At 66.7% G+C, this 18,834-nt stretch carries 8 protein-coding genes; 6 read left to right on the plus strand and 2 right to left on the minus strand.

Translation table 11 applies throughout. The features are described 5' to 3' along the window. Positions 1-1,114 precede the first annotated feature (1,114 nt). Both ABT288_RS44725 and ABT288_RS44730 read left to right on the plus strand, forming a co-directional pair. Positions 1,115-1,354 (plus strand): DUF397 domain-containing protein, encoded by a 240-nt coding sequence (locus ABT288_RS44725; protein WP_351621217.1) that lies wholly within the window; start codon positions 1,115-1,117, stop codon positions 1,352-1,354. Between the two features lie 83 nt (positions 1,355-1,437). Then, positions 1,438-2,409 (plus strand): helix-turn-helix domain-containing protein, encoded by a 972-nt coding sequence (locus ABT288_RS44730; RefSeq protein ID WP_351621220.1) that lies wholly within the window; start codon positions 1,438-1,440, stop codon positions 2,407-2,409. 18 nt (positions 2,410-2,427) lie between these two features. Here ABT288_RS44730 and ABT288_RS44735 read toward each other — a convergent pair whose 3' ends face one another. Both ABT288_RS44735 and ABT288_RS44740 read right to left on the minus strand, forming a co-directional pair. Continuing rightward, positions 2,428-3,237: an SAM-dependent methyltransferase gene (locus tag ABT288_RS44735; protein ID WP_351621223.1), complete on the minus strand. Its 810-nt coding sequence runs from the start codon at positions 3,235-3,237 to the stop codon at positions 2,428-2,430. An 818-nt stretch (positions 3,238-4,055) separates the two neighbouring features. Beyond that, complete coding sequence (locus ABT288_RS44740; RefSeq protein WP_351621226.1) at positions 4,056-4,313, minus strand: hypothetical protein; 258 nt, start codon at positions 4,311-4,313, stop codon at positions 4,056-4,058. A 5,509-nt stretch (positions 4,314-9,822) separates the two neighbouring features. Here ABT288_RS44740 and ABT288_RS44745 point away from each other — a divergent pair. From ABT288_RS44745 to ABT288_RS44760, 4 genes are all read left to right on the plus strand, one after another. Then, positions 9,823-10,995, plus strand: coding sequence for a helix-turn-helix domain-containing protein (locus ABT288_RS44745; RefSeq protein ID WP_351621229.1), 1,173 nt, complete (start codon positions 9,823-9,825; stop codon positions 10,993-10,995). Between the two features lie 59 nt (positions 10,996-11,054). Continuing rightward, positions 11,055-12,305: a restriction endonuclease-related protein gene (locus ABT288_RS44750; protein ID WP_351621238.1), complete on the plus strand. Its 1,251-nt coding sequence runs from the start codon at positions 11,055-11,057 to the stop codon at positions 12,303-12,305. Further along, on the plus strand, positions 12,218-15,601 hold the full coding sequence (locus tag ABT288_RS44755; RefSeq protein WP_351621232.1) for a hypothetical protein: 3,384 nt from the start codon (positions 12,218-12,220) through the stop codon (positions 15,599-15,601). Before ABT288_RS44750 ends, ABT288_RS44755 begins: the two co-directional genes overlap by 88 nt. A 92-nt stretch (positions 15,602-15,693) precedes the next feature. Next, positions 15,694-18,678, plus strand: a complete 2,985-nt coding sequence (locus tag ABT288_RS44760; RefSeq protein ID WP_351621235.1) for an RNaseH domain-containing protein — start codon at positions 15,694-15,696, stop codon at positions 18,676-18,678. The last annotated feature ends 156 nt before the right edge of the window (positions 18,679-18,834 follow it).

An 18,834-nucleotide genomic window follows, 5' to 3' on the forward strand; every position in this document is an offset into this window, starting at 1 on the left:
CCCGCTGGAACAGTTCCCACAACTCGTCCGGCACCATGCGCTCGACCATCACCACACGGTGCAGACTACCCAGAACACCAAATGAGACGACGTCTAAAGGGTGTAGCGGCCCCGGCCATAGCGGCCCCGGCCCTAGGAATCTTGCACAGATCGAGCTTCCACGCCTCGTCTGGGTGCTGGTCCCAGTAGGCGCAGAGCGCCGTAACGTCAGCGTCTGTGCCCCATACGCCCGGGCACCCAAGCATCACGGCACTCCCCCGCCTTCCCCCTTCGCGCCGACGCCTTCCCGAACACACGCTCGCGCACTGCCTGGCATACGTCTCGCGGTGCCCACGGCGGGCATCACTATGCCGTCGAGAACGGCGAGCCGGAGCATAGGAAGACCGCGACCCTCCCATCCGTGACCTGCACACCCTCAGCCAGGTCTGCCCCTGGCCCCAGCACGCAGCCAGCTACGCCCGGATGATCTGCGCCGACCACGCCCACCCCAGCCTGCGGATGCACGCCGAGCGCCTGTCCCAGACCTCCAGCGACATCAGCACGAACTCCGTCTCGCCAACCTGCCCTCCCCCCTCTACGGGCGAACGCGCCCAGAGAGTGGGGTCCGGCCAGTGCACCGCACAGTTGAAACTCCCTGCACCCCCAGCACCACGTCCACTGGTCTGCCCCCAGCACCCTCCAAGCCATCGAGCAGCCGATCCCGGTGACTGCCCCAAGCACCGCCATGCCTCACGGACGCGCGCCGAAGCGAACGCAAGTGCCCTTGTCGCCGTGGAGGTATGGGGCGCACAAGGTCACGGGCAGGTTCACGGCAGCAGCAAGGGGGTCCGGTCCCACAGCCGATGATCGCCTCACCCCACATCGCCCACGGCCGGTTCGCACAGGGCTCGTCTACGTGCAGTTCCCCAGCCCTGACTCATGGCCACGGCTACAGGGAGATCATTCCACCCTTTCGTGGGACAGTTTTGTTCGAATCCGGACGACTAGCATGCCATGCACGTCGACCATGAAATTGCATGACGGGATTTCATGGGGCCCCATCTGCGCGATCCCGGCGGCCGCGACAGGGGACCTTGAAAAATAGGATTATCGAATCAGAGAGGATATGTCTACGATGCAGAACTTCTCGAACGGGATGGCTGCTAGTGTCATCCCTGGACGGTGGATTAAGAGCCGCAAGAGCGAAGCCAACGGCATGTGCGTCGAGGCAGTCCGTCTACCCCAAGGCGGCGTGGCTCTGCGGAACTCGACGGACCCGGACGGCCCCGCCCTCGTATTCACCGTTGGCGAGATGGACGCCTTCATCGACGGCGCGAAGAAGGGTGAGTTCGACGCGCTCGTTGCCCCCAACTAGCAGTTGCAGAAGGTAAGTTCGGGCGGACATCTTCACCCTTGGCGTGTCATCATGTGCATATGACAACGCCTTGAGGAGAAAGCGTGCTCTCGGACCCGAATCCGATCATTCGTCTGGCCCGGCCCACGGCCGGGCCAGAAACGACCAAGACGGCGGCCAACATCATGCTTGGCCTCATCGTCAAGGAACAGCGTGAAGCAGCCGGCCTGACGCAGACGAAACTCGCACGGGAGATTCTCGTCTCGAACTCCACGGTCAGTCGTCTGGAGAACGCCGAGACCACGCCCGAGCGGCGCACGGTCGAGGCGGTCATCCAGTGCCTGCAGATGGACGAACCCACCCGGCAGACAATGATGTTGCTGCTCGCCCGCGCCTTGGAACCGGAGTGGTACCAGCACAGGTACAGCGATGTCACGCCGGACTACCTGAAGCGTCTTCTCGGCTTGGAGTCGATGGCCATCGCCCTCACCACGTACGACGTGCGCCTGGTGTCGGGGCTGCTCCAGACCTCCGCGTACGCGAGCCGCATCATCCGTACCGGTCTGCACCTCAGTGAGTGGGACGGCTCGGAGGCGGAGCTGCGACTCGCCCAGCGCATCGAGCGACAAGAGCGCGTGCTCAGCCAGCCTGAACCGCCCCGGTGTGTCTTCCTGATGGACGAGTCGATCTTGATGCGGCGCGTCGGTCCCGACAGCGTGATGCGCGAGCAGATGGTCCACCTTCGTGAGCTGGCCGATCTGCCGCACATCACCATTCGGTTCGTGCTGCTGGATCGCATGATCGCGGGCAACGAGGCGTCCATGGCCGGCTCCATGGCTCAGCTCCAGTTCGGACGAGGCGGCCTTCCGGACATGGTCTACGCCGAGGGCTACGGCAAGGCCGACTACTTCACCCGGCCCGCCCGCAGCGCGGAGGAACGGGCAAAGCCCTGGGCCACCAGGGAGAACGACTACGAGCGGCACCTTCAGTTGCTCTTGCGGATCCAGGGGGAGGCGTGCGCGTCGCCAACCCGGAGTCGGCGCCTGCTGGACGAGGCCATCAAGCGATTCTCCTAGACGGCCGGCCCCGGCCGCCTACTTCCGCGGCGGCACCTTTCCCAGCCCGCCGTACTCCGTCCACTCGATGCTGCGCTGGCGTTGTTGAAGCTCGGAGTCAGGTCGCCAGTCGGTCACATCGACAAGACCTGGCTCCTGAACGATGAGGTTCGCGAAGATCTCTTCCACGTCCGCCTTCTCGCGGACGCGGCCCCAGTTGCCGTGGGTCTGGACCCGCATGAGTTCGGTGACGCCGTCGCGGACCTTGGGGTCGTCACTCACGAGCTGGCAGACGACCACGAAACTGCCGGGGACGAGATGGTCGACGACCCTCTGCACCAGCGCCTTCGGGCCAGCGCTGTCAGGCAGGCAGTGCAGCACCGAGATGAACAAGGCGGCCACCGGCTTGGCGAAGTCGATGAGTCGGGTGAAGTCCCTATGCGCGAAGATTGTGTCGGTGTCCGTCATGTCGACGGACAGGATCGCGGTGTTGTCGTTCTCATTCAGCAGGGACTGTCCGAGCGCCAGGACGACCGGGTCGTTGTCGATGTAGACGACGTGGGCCTCGGGGTCCACTTCCTGGGCGATCTGGTGCACGTTGCGCTGCGTCGGCAGGCCGGATCCGAAGTCGATGAACTGTCTGATCCCGTGCTCCGCGGCCAGCACCCGGACCACACGCTGGAGGAACCAGCGGTTGTTCAGCGCGATCTCGCGCGACGTGGGTGCGACCTCCAAAAGCAGCTGGCAGGCTGCCTGGTCAACCTCAAAGTTGTTGCTGCCGCCCAGCAGCCAGTCATACATCCGCGCCGCGCTCGGCACCGACAAATCGACATGCTTCTGCTCCGCCAACGGGATGTGTCCCCTCACCAATTCCGCCGCGTGAAAGTGGAGTTGCCCATATTAGAAGCGCAGCACACCGAGCACCACCGCCGGTACGGGTGAAGCCTGGCGCACGGTGGCGACAAGTGGCGAAAAACGACGGAACAGAGTGCTCCGCCAGCGAACATGTATGCGGATGCAGTTCAGGCGTACGTCAGATGCACGTTCGCTCAACAAGATCAGGCAGAGCGCGCCGGGCAGCGCCGAGACCGGCCTCGACTACGGGAGGATCTACGCCCATGAGTTCTGCAGCCTCATCGACACTGAGACGAAGCCGGCAGCACAGCACCACGCTGTCGGCGCTGCTTGCCGGGAGCTGGTAGTAAAGGGGCGCGAACTCGGTGTCCCGCGTTGGACTACCGCCGGCCTCGCGGCCGACCTGGTAGCGCAGTTCAGCCCAGACGTCGGCCGCGAGACAAGGCTGGCTCAACAGCCAGGCCCAGTGCTCGTGCGCATGGGCCAAAGTGGCGCACACGACGGCCGCCACACCCGTGGACGCAGACAGGCGCACCCTGGCGTAGCGCGCGTAACGTGGCCGGTTCCGTTCGGCGAAGGCAACGAACCCGAGGTTAGCGACAACGGAAGCAGCGAGCCGGGCCCGCACCCGCGAGTCAACACGTACTCCGGATTGCGGCACGCCCGGTCGAGGGGAGAAGGAAATCGGGCCCTCCTCAAGCATGCGGGACCACAGCGCCAGCCCCGGCACTCAATGCCGCCCGTCCAGACGGCAGCGGGGGTCGACCTCGGCCTCACACCCGTCATGGCGCGAGGCCGAGACAATGGGGCTACTAGCGCGGGCCCCAGGTGAACAGGGCACCGGCATGCCAGGTGAAGCCCAGCATGGTCACGATGAACGCGGACTCGGCCGCGTCGACGGCCGTGTGCGTGACCACGGTCCAGGTAAGGACGAACGCCGCGAGAAGTGCACTCAGCCGGACCATCACCTGGCCGCCGAAGTCCTCGTGAACCCCTACTGGAACGATATTGAAACTGGTACCGTGCAATTGCCCGGAGGGCAGCTGCCCTCGGCGAATCGGTTCGAACATTTTTGTGTGATTTCTCTTCGATCTGGTCGTTCCCGGGAACGTGGTGGCACACCTTCCCGGGCGGGCCCCAACGAGGACCTGACAGAAAACTACCGCGCCCAGAAGGGCAATCCGGTCGCCCGAACCCCTCATGCAAAGTCATTTTGTGCGGACGTAGCACACCGGTCGACAGTGAGCAAAAGCCGCCAGAACTCGATCAAAATCAGAACCCACAGAACGCTGATCCCCCATTTCCTGTCAGCGTGACTGCCCAGCCGCAGGGGTTGATACGAACGGACTCATGAAGGAGGGCTGGCGACAGTCCCTGAAAGGGTGTCCGACGCGATCCCCGCACATGTGACCGAACGCGCCGCCTCTGGTCTACGCCGACAGCTTCGACATACCGGTCCTCGTCCACAGCGCTCCGGCCTGCAGACCGCACCCGCAGTAGCGGACCGCCTCGCACGAACCCCGGACCAGCACGGACGGCTTCCCTCCGGCTGATGGCTGGCACGCCCCAGCACGACCTGACAGGAAGCCACTGAGGTGACCGTGACATCTCCTGCAACTTGCGGCAGGTCCCCTCGTACGCACGGGGTGAACTGATCGGCGGGGTCTCCCCCGATACGCGTGCGTCGGCGTGCACGACTTCATGCCCAAGCAGCCTAGCCGGGCACCGTCGGCCGGTGTCTGGCTCTCAACGCTGTCTACGAGTACGGCATCGAGTGGGCCTGCCGTTCATGCAGAAGACGTTGCGATCCCAGGTCGCTCCCGCAGACGACCGCCACCCTTCATGTCGGCGACGGCCGCCTTGAGCATCTCGTAGCTTCGATCCTCGGTCGCCCCGGAGGGCGACCGCCACCGTCGAGCGATCCACCGTCGGCTGCGAGGCTGCGCAGGTTGCGATCCTCGGTCGCCTCGGAGAGCGACCGCCGCATATCGACTATGCCGCCCCACTCCTGCGCGGCGTAGTTGCGATCCTCGGTCGCCCCGGAAGGCGACCGCCACTGGGACAAGGGAGTCGGGGAGCCGGAGTAGACGGTGACGTTGCGATCCTCGGTCCCCGCGGAGGACGACCGCCTCGACCAGTTCGAGCACCTGCCGTCGCCGTTGCTCGGGGTTGCGATCCTCGGTCGCCCCGGAGGGCGACCGCCACACATGGCCGTTGCCGCCGTCGCCGCCAGCGACACGGTTGCGATCCTCGGTCGCCTCGGAGGGCGACCGCCACGACCGCTCGACTTCCTCGGAGGGGCCGAAATCCGTCGTTGCGATCCTCGGCAGCCCCGGAGGACCACCGCCCCCTGGATGTCGTCGTAATCGGCCCGCTCGACCCAGTCGTTGCGATCCTCGGTCGCCTCGAAGGGCGACGGCCATCACGAGCCTGACCATCTCGCCCCACTCCTTTTTGATGTTGCGGCCCTCGGTCGCCCTGGAGGACGACCGCCGCCACTAGGGGAGTGCGTCGTCAATCTCAGCCTCCTCGTTGCGATCCACGGCCGTCCCGGAGGACGACCGCCGCTTGAAGATGGACCGCTTGACGACCAGCCGCCCGTACAGGTTGCGATCCACGGCGCTCCAGAGGGCGACCCCACCCGGAGTTGGTGCTCAGGAAAGTTTCGCCCGTGTCGTTGCAATCCTCGGCCATCCCGAAGGACGACCGCCACACTCGACCCCTGCCAGTTAGCGCGCTGCCGCGAGACGTTGCGATCCTCGACCGCCCGGAGGGCGACCGCCACTCGTCTTCTCGTACGACGCGGCGACGGCCATGAACGGGTTGCGATCCACGGTCGCCCCGGAGAACGACCGCCACGAGGCTTGGACGACTCCTTTTACGCCGTAGCCATGGTTGCGATCCACGGTCGCCCCGAAGGACGACCGCCACGCCCATGGACAGCGCCCAGTGCGGCGCTTCCTGGTCGTTGCGATCCTCGGCCGCCCCGGAGGGCGACCGCCACCAGCTCGGTGGCCGCATCTGGGCAAAGGAGGGCGACCGCCACTGGCGATAAGCCGCTTCGTCCCTCGGGGAGGAGCAGTTGCGATCCTCAGTCGCCTCGGAGGACGACCGCCACCCCAGAACGTACCCGCCCCAGGTGCCCGCGTTACAGCGTTGCGATCCTCGGGCGCCCGAAGTCGACCGTCACCTCGCGGTTTCTGGGTGTTTCCGGTCGAGCCGAAAGAGTTGCGATACTCGGTCGCCCCGGAGGACGACCGCCACCGTCAGGCGCCGATGGGTGCGCCGCAGCCCCTGCAGTTGCGATCCTCGGTCGCCCCGGAGGGCGACCGCCACAGGGCCTGGCCGTGCCCGCCGCCGGCGCCACCGTCACGTTGCGATCCTCGGTCGCCCGGAGGGCGACCGCCACCCGCGTGACCCGCGTGACGGCCGGCCCGCGTGAGGGGTGTGATCCTCGGTCGCCCCGGAGGGCGACCGCCACCTCGAAGTCCTGGCCTCCGCTGCCGGCGACCTCGTCGTTGCGATCCTCGATCGCCCCGGAGGGCGACCGCCACGCGCGGGCTGAGCCCCGCAGAGGTCGTGCTCACCAAGACGTTGCGATCCTCGGCCGCCCCGGAGGGCGACCGCCACCGTCCCGTTCGGCCTGCGCGACGCCCTGGGTGTCGTTGCGATCCTCGGTCGCCCCAGAGGACGACCGCCACAGTGGTTCTTCGTCCGGTCGTACAGCACGTCGTTGTTGTTGCGATCCTCGGTCGCCCCGAAGGGCGACCGCCACCCCGCGGCCGGGTGAGCCGGGGCCTTCCCAGTGAAGTTGTGATCCTCGGTCGCCGCGGAGGACCACCGCCACTGCTTCGACCAGATCGATTCACCGAGGACGTCTTCGATGTTGCAATCCTCGGTTGCCCGGGAGGACGACCGCCACGATGCTCGTCGCCCCGCTCACCAACAACACCCTGGCGTTGCGATCCTCGGTCGCCCCGGAGGGCGACCGCCACCCGAGTCCTGGATCTTCACCGTCACGTCAGTGCCGGTGTTGCGATCCTCGGTCGCCCCGGAGGCGACCGCCACTAAGACCATCCCCGGACGTCCCCGTGCTGGGGGTGCTGTTGCGATCCTCGGTCGCCCCGGAGAGCGACCGCCACGGTGTCCTCGACGGTCGAGAATCCCCAGACGGAGCCGTTGCGATCCTCGGCCGCCCCGGAGGGCGACCGCCACGGTCCGTGTAACGGTCCGGGTAGCCGGTCGTGGCGGCGTTGCGATCCTCGGTCGCCCCGGAGGACGACCGCCACCGAGTTGCCCCTGCCGCCGTGGCGGGCGGGGTCGGCGTTGCGATCCTCGGTCGCCCCGGAGGGCGACCGCCACCGCGCGGGCGACGTCTGGAGCACCGGCCCGTACGGCGTTGCGATCCTCGGTCGCCCCGGAGGGCGACCGCCACAAGTACCCACCGAGGGCCCACATCTTGACGATGTAGTCGTTGCGATCCTCGGTCGCCCCGGAGGACGACCGCCACTGCGAGTCGTCGTCCGACCACTGGTCGGCCTTCACGCGGTTGCGATCCTCGGCCGCCCCAGAGGGCGACCGCCACGCGCGCAGTACGGCAATCCGTGCCGCGGGCACGTCGAGTTGCGATCCTCGGTCGCCCCAGAGGACGACCGCCACCCTGAACGTCGTCGTAATCGGCCTGCTCGACCCAGTCGTTGCGATCCTCGGACCCCCGGAGGACGACCGCCACAGCCAGGGGCGATCATCGACGCGCTCGATGATGCGGTTGCGATCCTCGGTCGCCCCAGAAGGCGACGGCCAACCAGTCCTCGGGGGCGCGGCCACGGGCCGACTCCAGGTTGCGATCCTCGGTCCCCCCGAAGTGCGGCCGCCATGACGGGTCATCCGGTGCTCGGCGGTCCGTCTGATGCGTTGCGATCCTCGGTCGCCCCGGAGGGCGACCGCCACTAGGACGCCTTCACTTCGGTGCCCTGGACGGTGAGGTTGCGATCCTCGGTCGCCCCAGAGGGCAACCGCCACGTGTAGGGCGACCGGGTCGGCGGCGTTGGCCGTGGCGTTGCGATCCTCGGTCACCCTGGAGGACGACCGCCGCCGGGCGGTGTTAAGGCGCCCGGCCCGGTACGACTCGTTGCGATCCTCGGTCGCCCCGGAGGGCGACGGCCACTGGCCAGGCGCGGCCTGCTTGGACTCGATCATGTTTTGCAATCCTCGGTCACCCTGGAGGGCGACCCCCACACTGCCATTGTTTCCGCCGGTGCCCTGCATGACCATGTTGCGATCCCCGGTCGCCCCGGAGGGCGACCATCCCGTGAGCTGCTTTGGAGAAGCCGACGCACTCATCCATGCTGTGATCCTCAGTCACCCTGAGAGCGACCGCCACGTGTGAGGGGGTGGCACCCCGCCCGACACCACCAGTCGTTGCGATCCTCGGTCGCTCCGGAGGACGACCGCCACGCTGTACAGCGTGAGGCCGGCCGCGTGGGCGTTGCCGTTGCGATCCTCGGTCGCTCAGGAGGACGACCGCCACCCCAGACGCGGTTCTCCAGGGCGCCCCAAGGCGTGAGGTTGCGATCCTCGATCGCCCCGGAGGACGACCGCCACGGGGCATGCCCTTCAGATCGCCGGCCATCCACCGGTCGTTGCGAACCTGGGTCGCCCCGGAAGACGACCGCCACGAGGCTGCCGGAGTCGTCGCCCAGGCCGGCACCGCAGTTGTGATCCTCGGTCGCCCCAGAGAGCGACCGCCAAGTCGAGCTGGGCCACGGCCGGCGCAGCTTCCGCGACGTTGCGATCCTCGGTCCGACCGCCACCCGCGCAGGTGGCGAGCGGTGTGCAGCCCCTTGATCCGTTGCGATCCTCGGTCGCCCAGGGGGGCGACCGCCACCACGAGCGTGACCATCTCGCCCCACTCCTTTTTGATGTTGCGATCCTCGGTTACCCCGGGGACGACTGCCACCCCAGAACGTACCCGCCCCAGGTGCCCGCGTTACAGCGTTGCGAACCTCGTCGCCCCGGCGGGCGACCGCCACCCCGGCCCCCGACGCTGCGGTCATGACTGCAACCGAGTTGCGAGCCTCGGTCGCCCCGGAGGGCGACCGCCACGTCGCAGATCAGCACGCGATCGATCGGCGAGCAGGTGTTGCGATCCTCGGTCGCCCCGGAGGGCCACCGCCACCCGGGGAAGCCGGACCCGGGCGACCTCGATCCGGGGTTGCGATCCTCGGTCGCCTTGAGGGCGACCGCCAGCCGGCCGGCCGGACCCAGACCCTATCGAATCCCGAGAGGTTGCGATCCTCGGTCGCCCCGGAGAGCGACCGACAGGTGCTCGATCGCGTCGCCGACGATCCGGTAGATGGTGTTGCGATCCTCGGTCGCCCCGAAGGGCGACCGCCAGGCGCCCGTGACGCCGCTCTGGAGGTCCGAAGCTCTGGACGGTAGATGCCCGCAACCGCCTTGGCTGGGATCAGGATCGCTCCCTAGAGAACAGTTGCAGTGAACTGTTCACTACGTTTTGCTTCCGGTATGGCACAGTCCCTCCGTCCCCAGGCCCTGCAACGCCAACGACTGTTCAGAGAGATGAGCGTGGAACAGCTCGCCGAGGCTGTAGGGGTTACGCCACGTGCTGTACGCCACTGGGAGGCGGGAACACGGACTGTTGGTGACCGAGCTTTCGGCCGATTGCTAGAGGTTCTGCGATGTGGTGCCCAGGATCTGACAGGGCGCGAACCGGGTACCGAGAACCTGGCCGACTTGCGTCGTGATGCTGGCTTGAGCACGGAAGAGGCCGCCTCAGCTCTACGACGCAAGCGTGGTGCACACGGCCTGCATATCAGCGCCGAGAAGATCCGCGATCTTGAACGCGGCAGACATGTGCGCGGCTGGATGTGGGGATCTCCCGAGACCCTGGGGAGGGTGGCGCACATGCTCGCCCAGGTCTATAGAGTCCCCGACCGGGTGGTGATGGATGCCTGGCGCCGCAGCCGCCCGGAGGACCCTCTCCCAGTGCTTCCCGTCCGACGTCCCCGTCAGCCTTCCGAGGAGTCGATGGCTGTATGGAGGGCCCTCAACGAGCGGCAACGTACCTATCTGACGTGCATCTTCCGTCACGACCAGGAGGTAGAGGAAGAACAGCGGCAGGCCCGCTTGGTGGGAGCGGAACAACGACCGGCAGCCGAATGGCGGCGCATGACGTTGGCGGTCTCCGCCTCGTCTGATGTAGTCGGGTACACCCGCATTCAGGAGGGGCTGCGCGCAGCGGGGGTACATGACCCAGGAGCTGGATCGTCGGTGGCCGCTTTGGAGCGGCGTGGCCTGATCGTCGTGTACCGGGACCGGCTGTATGTCGACGGTCTGGGGGATATCCCCCGTACCCGGGTGGAGATGACCCGGCACGGGCGAGCGGTGGCCCGTGCGGCCCTCGGGGCTCCCCGAGAAGCAGGACCACCTGCGCCACTGCTGTCGTTGTGGCTCTGGAAGATCATGGTCCGGGTCGCGCGCGCCGGAGCGCAGGGGGTGGATGGCAGCCTCGCCGGGCGTGGGCCGCATTACCTGGCGGTGGGGCAAAGCCCTGACGGACGGACCCCGAGCCGGGGCTTCATCGTGTTGCGGCACCCCGACGGAGTGACTCACGGACCGTACCGGTGGTTCCTCACCGACTCCGGGCGAAGCCACATCGCCGACCACCTCGACGCCTACCGCGGCCTGTATCCCAGCATCGACACCGAGGGCCTCGACGAGAGCTCTGGCTGAACTCCCCTCGGGATTCCCAGGGCCCGTTGTCAGTGGCCTGCCGTAGGGTCCGGCAAGTGATGCAAGCTGACGACACAACGGACATTCAGCAGACTCACGCACTGCTGGAAATCGTCAAGGCGTTCGCCGTGTGCGAGCACGCGATGGTCGGCGAGGGACTGGACGGGCCGAGACGCCTGGACCGCCTCATGGAGGCCCACGGCATCCTGATGGCGGCATGCGGCCCGGGGCACCTGATCCTGTTCGACGAACTGATGGGCAGGCTCACTGGCGACCGGGCTGGCTCCCTGGAAGGGCTGCTGCCCGACTGGATCGACAGCGAGGCTCTCGCCGGCGTGCGGCTCATGGACAGCGAGGGCGTCGCCACGGAGGACGGGTTCGACTTCCGGCACGAAGCCCAGCGCGTCCTGCGGGCCGCGCAGAAGGTCGGCAAGTTCACCGGGCAGGTAACGAAACCGAAGCTGGATGACGAGTACAGCCAGGAAGCTGTCTTCAGCGCGATCAAGGGCTCCTTCTACCACAGGCACCGCACCACTCTGGTAGAGAACCCGACGGTGCCGACGGGCAGTCTCGCGGAGCTCAAGCTGCCCTCCCGGGCGAACGACTTCTACAAGCCGATCGCCCAGTACGCGCAGTTCAACGGCTGGTGGTGGCCCTGCCCCGCCTGCAAGTGGCCGATGAAGGTGACAGCTGCCCGCACCGGCGCGCGTACAAGGGGCAGGGCGCGCTGTCTGTACCCCTGGCACGAGGAGACGGGCGCGTCGTACGAGTTCGTCGTGACCTCCCGGAAGAAGTCGGCCCCCGAGCTGAGTCCGACGTTCGAATGCCGGGTCCCGTCCGGCCGGTTCGCACGCCTGTGGACCGGGGCCCTACCGCACGTGCCGCAGGCCAAGCCGGCCGCAGAGTACCTGGCGCTGGTACGGCCGGTGTGGCGCTACACCGTCATCCCTGGCCTGCCCGAACTGGCCCTGCACCGGGCCGCCTCGGCGGCCCTGGAGGGAACCGCCTGGACATCACATCTGTGGCCCAACGGGGACCAGTGTGACCTGTGGATCACCCGCGAAGGCAGCGAACAGCCGCACTTTCCTGCTGACTTCAAGGACTACACCTGGCCGAATCACCTGGTCAGCAAACTTCATATGGACGGCGGCGATAAGGGCGGCGCCGAGTACCTGGTAGTGCCCGACCATCGCCAGGACCAGGTGGCCCAGCTCCATGCGGTGTGCCGCACATACAGGATGAAGGCGGCGATGACCGCGACAGACTACCTGGAGATGGTCATCACGCAGATCAAGGGGGTCCAGGCGTGAGCGGGGAGATGACGGGGAAGGAAGCCGGCCTGGCTGGAGCACTCGCTCTGGCCGCACACTACTTTCCCCGCAAGGACGACGAGGGGCGCATCCTGGCCGGCTTCGAAGAGGCCACGTTCTTCGCCCACCGCAAGCCGCACGCATGGTCGGAATGGGCGAGCTTGCCAGTGGCCGACCGGAACCTGATCCGTCAGGTAATGGCCTTGATGGCTCCGGAATGGACGGATGCGAAGAAACTCAGGGCCGCCGTCCTCGCACTCCTAGGCACCCTGGCCCCCGATCCCGACCTCGCGGACAGGTCGGGAGGTTCGCTGCGGCTGCCGGCCGGAGACCCGCAGCTGGCCGAGGCGGTGATCCCCAGGGTGGGAGGGGATTTCCTCGGCTACGCACAGCGCGTCACCGGGCCGTTCTTCACCTTCGGCAAGCGCCCCAAGGCACAGGCGTTCGCGGGCCCAGGAACCCTCAAGACGAGGACGGCCTACCTGGGCCAAGAGCACGGCACGACCAGCAGAGAGCTCCATATCCAGGCGACTCCCGGCTTCCTTGAAGCGCCCGGCCACGAGGCGCTCCCGCAGGTGCACACCCGCCCGCAGCGCGACCGGATCGCGCCGACAGTGAACCAACTCCTGGATGTCGCCAAGATCCTCAGCGGCCAGGACAAGAGCGTCGCCTACCTGCACAAGGTACTCAAGCGCTTCTTCAAGGCAATGAAGACGACCGACGGCGAGCTGACCGAACTCGACCTGACGTCCGGAGACCTGCAGGTCCTCAACGCACCCACAGGAAGCGGCAAAACGGTACTCGTACGGGTCATGGCGTCCTGGGCAGCGCTCAACGACCGGCGGATCGCCCTCGCCGTCACCGATGTCCGCGCCACCCTGGACATGGCCTGGGACATCAACAACGACCTGGCCTATCTACACAAGAACAAGCACCTAGCCGAGCCCGCTCACTGCACTCCGCTGATGTCCCCGTCGAGCATGCACCGGCGGGCCATGGACTACGCCGCCCTGGGTACCTCCACCCAGATCGACGAATGGGACCGGCGCGCCAGGACCGACATCGCGCTGCTGTCGGCCGGCTGCGCGCAGCGGGCGTTGATGGACCCGCCCACGCTGTATCCGTACGGGGAGGAGAACTGCACCTCGCTGACCTCTGCGGCCACCGGCTCCACCCGGCTCACCTGCTCCTTCGCCCCGGTGTGCGGCAAGTTCCAGCAGTTCTACCGGGCCACCGACGCGGCCGTGATCGTCACCAACCACGCCAACCTCCTGGAAGGCCGCACACGCATCGGTGTCGTCCTGGACGGACAGGAGTTCCGCGGCAAGGCACGTGGCACCAGGGGCATGAGCGTGCTGGAGATGACGCTGCGCGCCTGCGATGCGCTGGTGATCGATGAGATCGATGCCTTCCAGACGGCCGCCATCAGCCGCTGTACCTCGGAGCTCACTCTGGCTTCCCGGAAACGGACGACCGCGTTGCGGGAGATCGACTCGGACGCCAGGAACCTGCCCGTCGTCCATGAGATGGCCCTTGCAGCGCCGGTCAGCCACGCGCGGCTCATGGCCGAGATGCTGCTGCTGTGGCTCTGCTCAGGCAGCGGGCTCAGGTTGAACCCGGGCAACGAGGCGGACAGCCCTGACGGGGCCAGCCGCGACAACACCGGCTGGCGCCTGGCCCGCTCGAGGGACCGTGAAATCCTTCAGCTCCTGTTCCCCCACCAGACCGCGGCCGACGACGTTCCGCCCGAGCTGTTCGCCTTCCTCGACGAGATCATGCCCGCCCGCTGGTACGCGGCCGGAACGGATGAGGAGGCCGAGCTTCCCGACGGAGCCGACTGGGACGCCATCCAAACTGCCCTGACGATCCTCACCGCGCAGCGCGGCCAGGACCACCTCACCGACACTCGCGACGCGATGCGCACGCTCCTGCGTGAACTCGTGCCCGATGCGCATCAGCAGGCCGCCGTGGTGAACCTGTTGATCACTCGCACCGTGCTACGGGAACTCGACAGCGCGCTGGACGAGCTACGCATGCAAGCCCAGACCCTGCGCTATCTCGACCTGGGATCGGTCCGCAAGATCCTTGAAAGCATGCGCAGCAGCACGGTCGCCACCCTCTACCCCCTGGCCATGCTGGGCCGCTCCATCCACGGCTACCAGGTCAAGGGCATGGACAAAAAGGAGCAGGAAGCGGAGCTCCTGTCGCGTTCTTTCGGCGGCGATCCGCACACCTTCGTCAGCGAACTCGGCGGCCTTACCGCCCTGCTGGCGGCCGGCGTGCAGCGTCCGGTCATGGGCCTGTCCGCCACCGCCTACCTACCACAGGCCGTACAGGAACACATCCATGCCCCGGTCCGCTGGTGGCTCCCCGACACCCGTCCGGAGTCCATCGTCACCCTCGCCACTCCTGTACGGGGCAGCAGCGGAGATGCCATGAGGATCGGGGGTCTCCCGCCAGAGCTGAAGCCCAACGCACTGCGCGATCTCGGCCGGGGCCTGTACGAGCAGCAGCTCGCCAAGCGCCTGGCCCGCCTGGAGAAGCACGAACCGGAACGGGCCCGCGTCATCCTCGCCGTCAACTCCTATGAGCAGGCCGCCTACCTCGCCTCCGGGGTGGCACAGGCCGACGGGCTGAACCACCGGATCTGCCTGCTGGTGAAGAAGCCGGAGAAACAGAACTACGAGGAGCACCTGCCTGCCCACGTGGACCGGATGGTCCGCGAAGAGCTCAAGGAGTTCCCCGACCGCGGAGAGATCCTTATCGCTCCCCTCGCTGTCATCGGCCGGGGCCTGAACATCGTCGTCGGAACGCGCTCGGCAGTCCGCGACATCTATCTGTGCGTCCGGCCTGTCCTGAGCATCGAGGACACCGACTGGCTGCACGCAAGCGTCAACGCCGCCGGTTACAACACCCTTCCCGCCGGCGGCAGCGACGAGCCCTTGGCAGTCCTGCGCGCAGCAGGCGAAGCCTCCTGGAAGCAACTCACCAAGATCCTTCGCTCCCCGGCCCGGTTCTCCAACATGGACCACGACCTGCGCAAGGAACTCGTCGCAGGCATGCTCGTCCTGCTCATCCAGCTCGCCGGCCGTGCCCGGCGGGGCGAGACCGACATGACCCTCCACATCGTGGACCACTCCATCCACGACAAGAAGTTCAGCTCCGACCTAGCCACGATCATCGAACAGATCTACCGCGACTGGACTCCGAAACAGCGCGACATCATGAATGAGCTCTACGGTCAAGCGCTTCAGGCATTCCTGACCTATGCAGGGCTCGACCGCGAGACGCTCTGAACTGACCACGCCCGTCGCCGCCTTGCCGCGGCGGAGACGGACCCGCATCCCTCTCCCAAAAGGAGAGACCGAGAGACGAGGTACCCCCGCTCATGGGGCGAAGCAACACGCAGCGGGATCTCACCGCGCACACCACATCGATCCGGTGCACCCCCGAGCTCCTGGACGGCATGACCGCCCTGGTCTGGGACTTCGGCGACTACCACTCGCCCATCCGCACGGCCTGGCGGGAACTGGGGAGCACCGCCTCACAGAACGGAAAATGGATCAAGGGTGTCCAGGAATCCGACCCCTTCCTGGTCCCCTACTCCATCGCTGTCACCGTGCTCCAGCAGATCACTGATGGCTACGTCTACCTGGACAAAAACCTGGCCTTCATGGTGACGCTCAACCCTGTGGAGCCCGACACCCTCAGGACAATCTTCACCTACCTGGAAGGCATCGTCCGCCGGGTTCCTCTGGATGAGATCCCCTTCATGGATCCACCCGCCTTGGCCCGACTGGTCGCGGACGTCGCTCCTGAGCGCCGAAGCCTGGCTAAGAACATCCTCCAGGAGGAAGACGGCAAGCCCGCCAGTCCGGACAGCTGGGCCTATGAGGCGGTGAAGTGGCACATCGCCAAGAAGCTGGCGGCAAAGCCCTTCCTCGACCGGGAAGTCGAGCCGGTCCGTGAGGCGTACGAGGCGGCGAACGGCCAGGTGAAACACAGGACCGTCGACTGGCAGCCCTCGGACAACGTCGCGGCCGTGCAGTACCGGCCCATCAGTAACGGTGACCTGATCGCCTGGGAACAGCCCATCGGCCCGATCTTCGCCACCCTAGCCCACCCGGTCGACCTCGCCGAAGCGGTCAAGGCCCGTCCCGAGAACCCCACCCGCAACCAAGTCCAGTACGCGCTGTCCCGTCTGTCGGTGAAGATGGCCACTTACACGGCCGACCCGAACCCCGTCCTGAATCTTGACGCCCACATCCGGCGCATCAACAACACGGTGATCCACGCCAGCACTGTTCTCGTGGACCAGGGACCAGACCGGCCGATCATGTCTGTGTCCCTGGACGGCCGCGGTCTGCGACAGACGAACAAGCACGCGCTGGAAGTCCTGGCGAAGATGGACGCCGACCGGTCATCGCTGAACGCCATCGAGGAACGCGTGGCCGATGAGCGCAGCCGCCTGAACGCCAGGGACGAAAACGGCAAGAGGATCGACATCCTGACCCCTCCTCCTGGAGCGATCAGGCCGACCATGCCGAAGACGGACTCCTTCGCTGTCGGTACCGGCGCCGGCATCTACCATCTCTCGCTGCTGCGGGAACACATCCAGCGAGTCTTTGGTGACGCCGTCTCCCCGCTCGACCTGAAGTCGAAGGGGAACGTCTTCGGTAAGCGTTCCCACGAGCCCGCCTCCGCCGCCCAGGAGAAAGAGAAGAAACAGAAGAAGCAGGATGGCGAATACGTCGATCTCATCGGCAAGCCCTCCCCGGAGGGTATCCGCCGTTCCATCGAGGCAGCCGGATACAAGAAACTCCGCATCCTGTGCCTGTGGTACCGCGACGCGACCCTCACGCGGATGATCCACGGCCTCGCCCATCCTTACGGCCTGGACCCGGAGGGCATCGATCCTGACCCCGACGGAAAGAAGTCATTCCCGCTCGCTGACGGCATCGAAGCTGTCTTCTGCAACGCCGAATCCCTGCTGGAGCACGGCCCCGGCGCTCAGCGCGCCACCGACGCCCAAAGGATCACCGGCACGTTCGCAGAACCCGGCGTCCTCCTCGCCGCCTGGTGCGAAACTGAGATCCCAGTGCGCGGCGAGGAACACGAGGGCATGAAGCCCGCCGAAGTGAAGACCGTCCTCGCGGAGAACGACGCCAAGCACCAAGTCGTACGGGAGCTCGCCAAGGCCGCAGTGCCGTCCCAATTCCTCATCGGCCGCGAGTACGACCCGTTCACCAAGACCTTCACCATCATCAAAAAACCCGCGAAAGCCTTCGAAGACCACCGCGTCTACATGGGGCTGCTCGACCTCTACCGCTCCTGCGGCGTGGTGGACGACCGCTTCGAACGTGCCCTCTACCCCGACGACGACCCCTACCCGCTGCCCCGCATGGCCTTCTGCGGCATCCACATCCGCAAGCAGGCCACCGACCGCAAGTACAAGGGCCAGCCCAAAAGGATCATCACCGCCAGCGCAATCATCCCCTCCCCTGAACCCGGCGGCCCGTGGCGCATGATCGGCTGGAGCAACATCCACCCGCAGTGGGAGCACTACGCCCTCGCACAGAGCAACTTCCACGCCGCCAACTACCCTCTTCACACTGAAAACGGCGACGGCGAAATCCAGCGCTGGGCGCAGGCCGGTGAAGACGTCCGCACGGCCCTCCAAGACCTCCACGACGAGCTCGACGGCCTGCCCTACGCCTTGATGATCGACGGCCACGCCAGCCGCCGCGTATGGCCCGGCCTCCACAACAACAAGCAGGGCCTCGGAAAGGATCCCGACGACCCCCGCCTCTGGCTCCCCGCAAGCGGACTGCCCCCGTCCTGGAACCCGGTCAGCATCATCCGCATGAACTGCGCGCAGGCGGAAATGCCCCGCCTGGTCTCCGTCACCGAAAAGCAGAAGAACGGCAAGACCGTCACTGTCAAGACCTCCAGCGACCTCTACTACCCGGAAGCCCGGCCCGAAGGCCATCCCTGGTTCCTGTTCACCGAACCCCGCAACTACGGCAAGAAGCGCCACGGGCAGTGGAAGACCCGCTGGCGCGCAGACCCCGGGAAGGCATCGAAGCATGCCGACGAACGCAAGGAGAACGAACTGAACGCCCCGTGGTACAGCATGACCACCAGGGAGATCACCCCCATGCACACGCGGGACGGCTACGACCGAGAGACTCTCGCGGTTGCAGCTGCTCGGCTCTGCCACCAGGCGCTCTCCTGGTCAGACCGGACGCGATACCCAGCCCCGCTTCACGCCGCGCTTCAGATGGACCTTGGCCACCCCCAGTACCGACGCTCCGCGCCGAAGGACCCCGACAGCATCGAAATCCTGAAGGAAGCCACCGGCGCCGACTCGTAGGTATAGGGACAGCTCAGAAGCTCCAAGCTGTCCGGCGTGGGGGCGGGCACAGCGGGGGCGGCGCCCGGGGGGAAAGATGCCCCGAGAAGAAGAGGAGATATTTGAAGGGGGGGGGGGCGGGCAGGGGAGGGGTGGGAGGGGACAGGGAAGTTCCGC

Origin of the sequence: Streptomyces sp. NPDC001093 (assembly GCF_040298985.1) — a bacterium.
In the GTDB taxonomy this organism is placed as follows: domain Bacteria; phylum Actinomycetota; class Actinomycetes; order Streptomycetales; family Streptomycetaceae; genus Streptomyces.

Coding starts and splice junctions, on each gene's coding strand:
- ABT288_RS44725 (WP_351621217.1), top strand. CDS start 1,115: ATGCAGAACTTCTCGAACGGGATGGCTGCTAGTGTCATCCCTGGACGG.
- ABT288_RS44740 (WP_351621226.1), bottom strand. CDS start 4,313: ATGTTCGAACCGATTCGCCGAGGGCAGCTGCCCTCCGGGCAATTGCAC.
- ABT288_RS44745 (WP_351621229.1), top strand. CDS start 9,823: ATGAGCGTGGAACAGCTCGCCGAGGCTGTAGGGGTTACGCCACGTGCT.
- ABT288_RS44750 (WP_351621238.1), top strand. CDS start 11,055: ATGCAAGCTGACGACACAACGGACATTCAGCAGACTCACGCACTGCTG.
- ABT288_RS44760 (WP_351621235.1), top strand. CDS start 15,694: ATGGGGCGAAGCAACACGCAGCGGGATCTCACCGCGCACACCACATCG.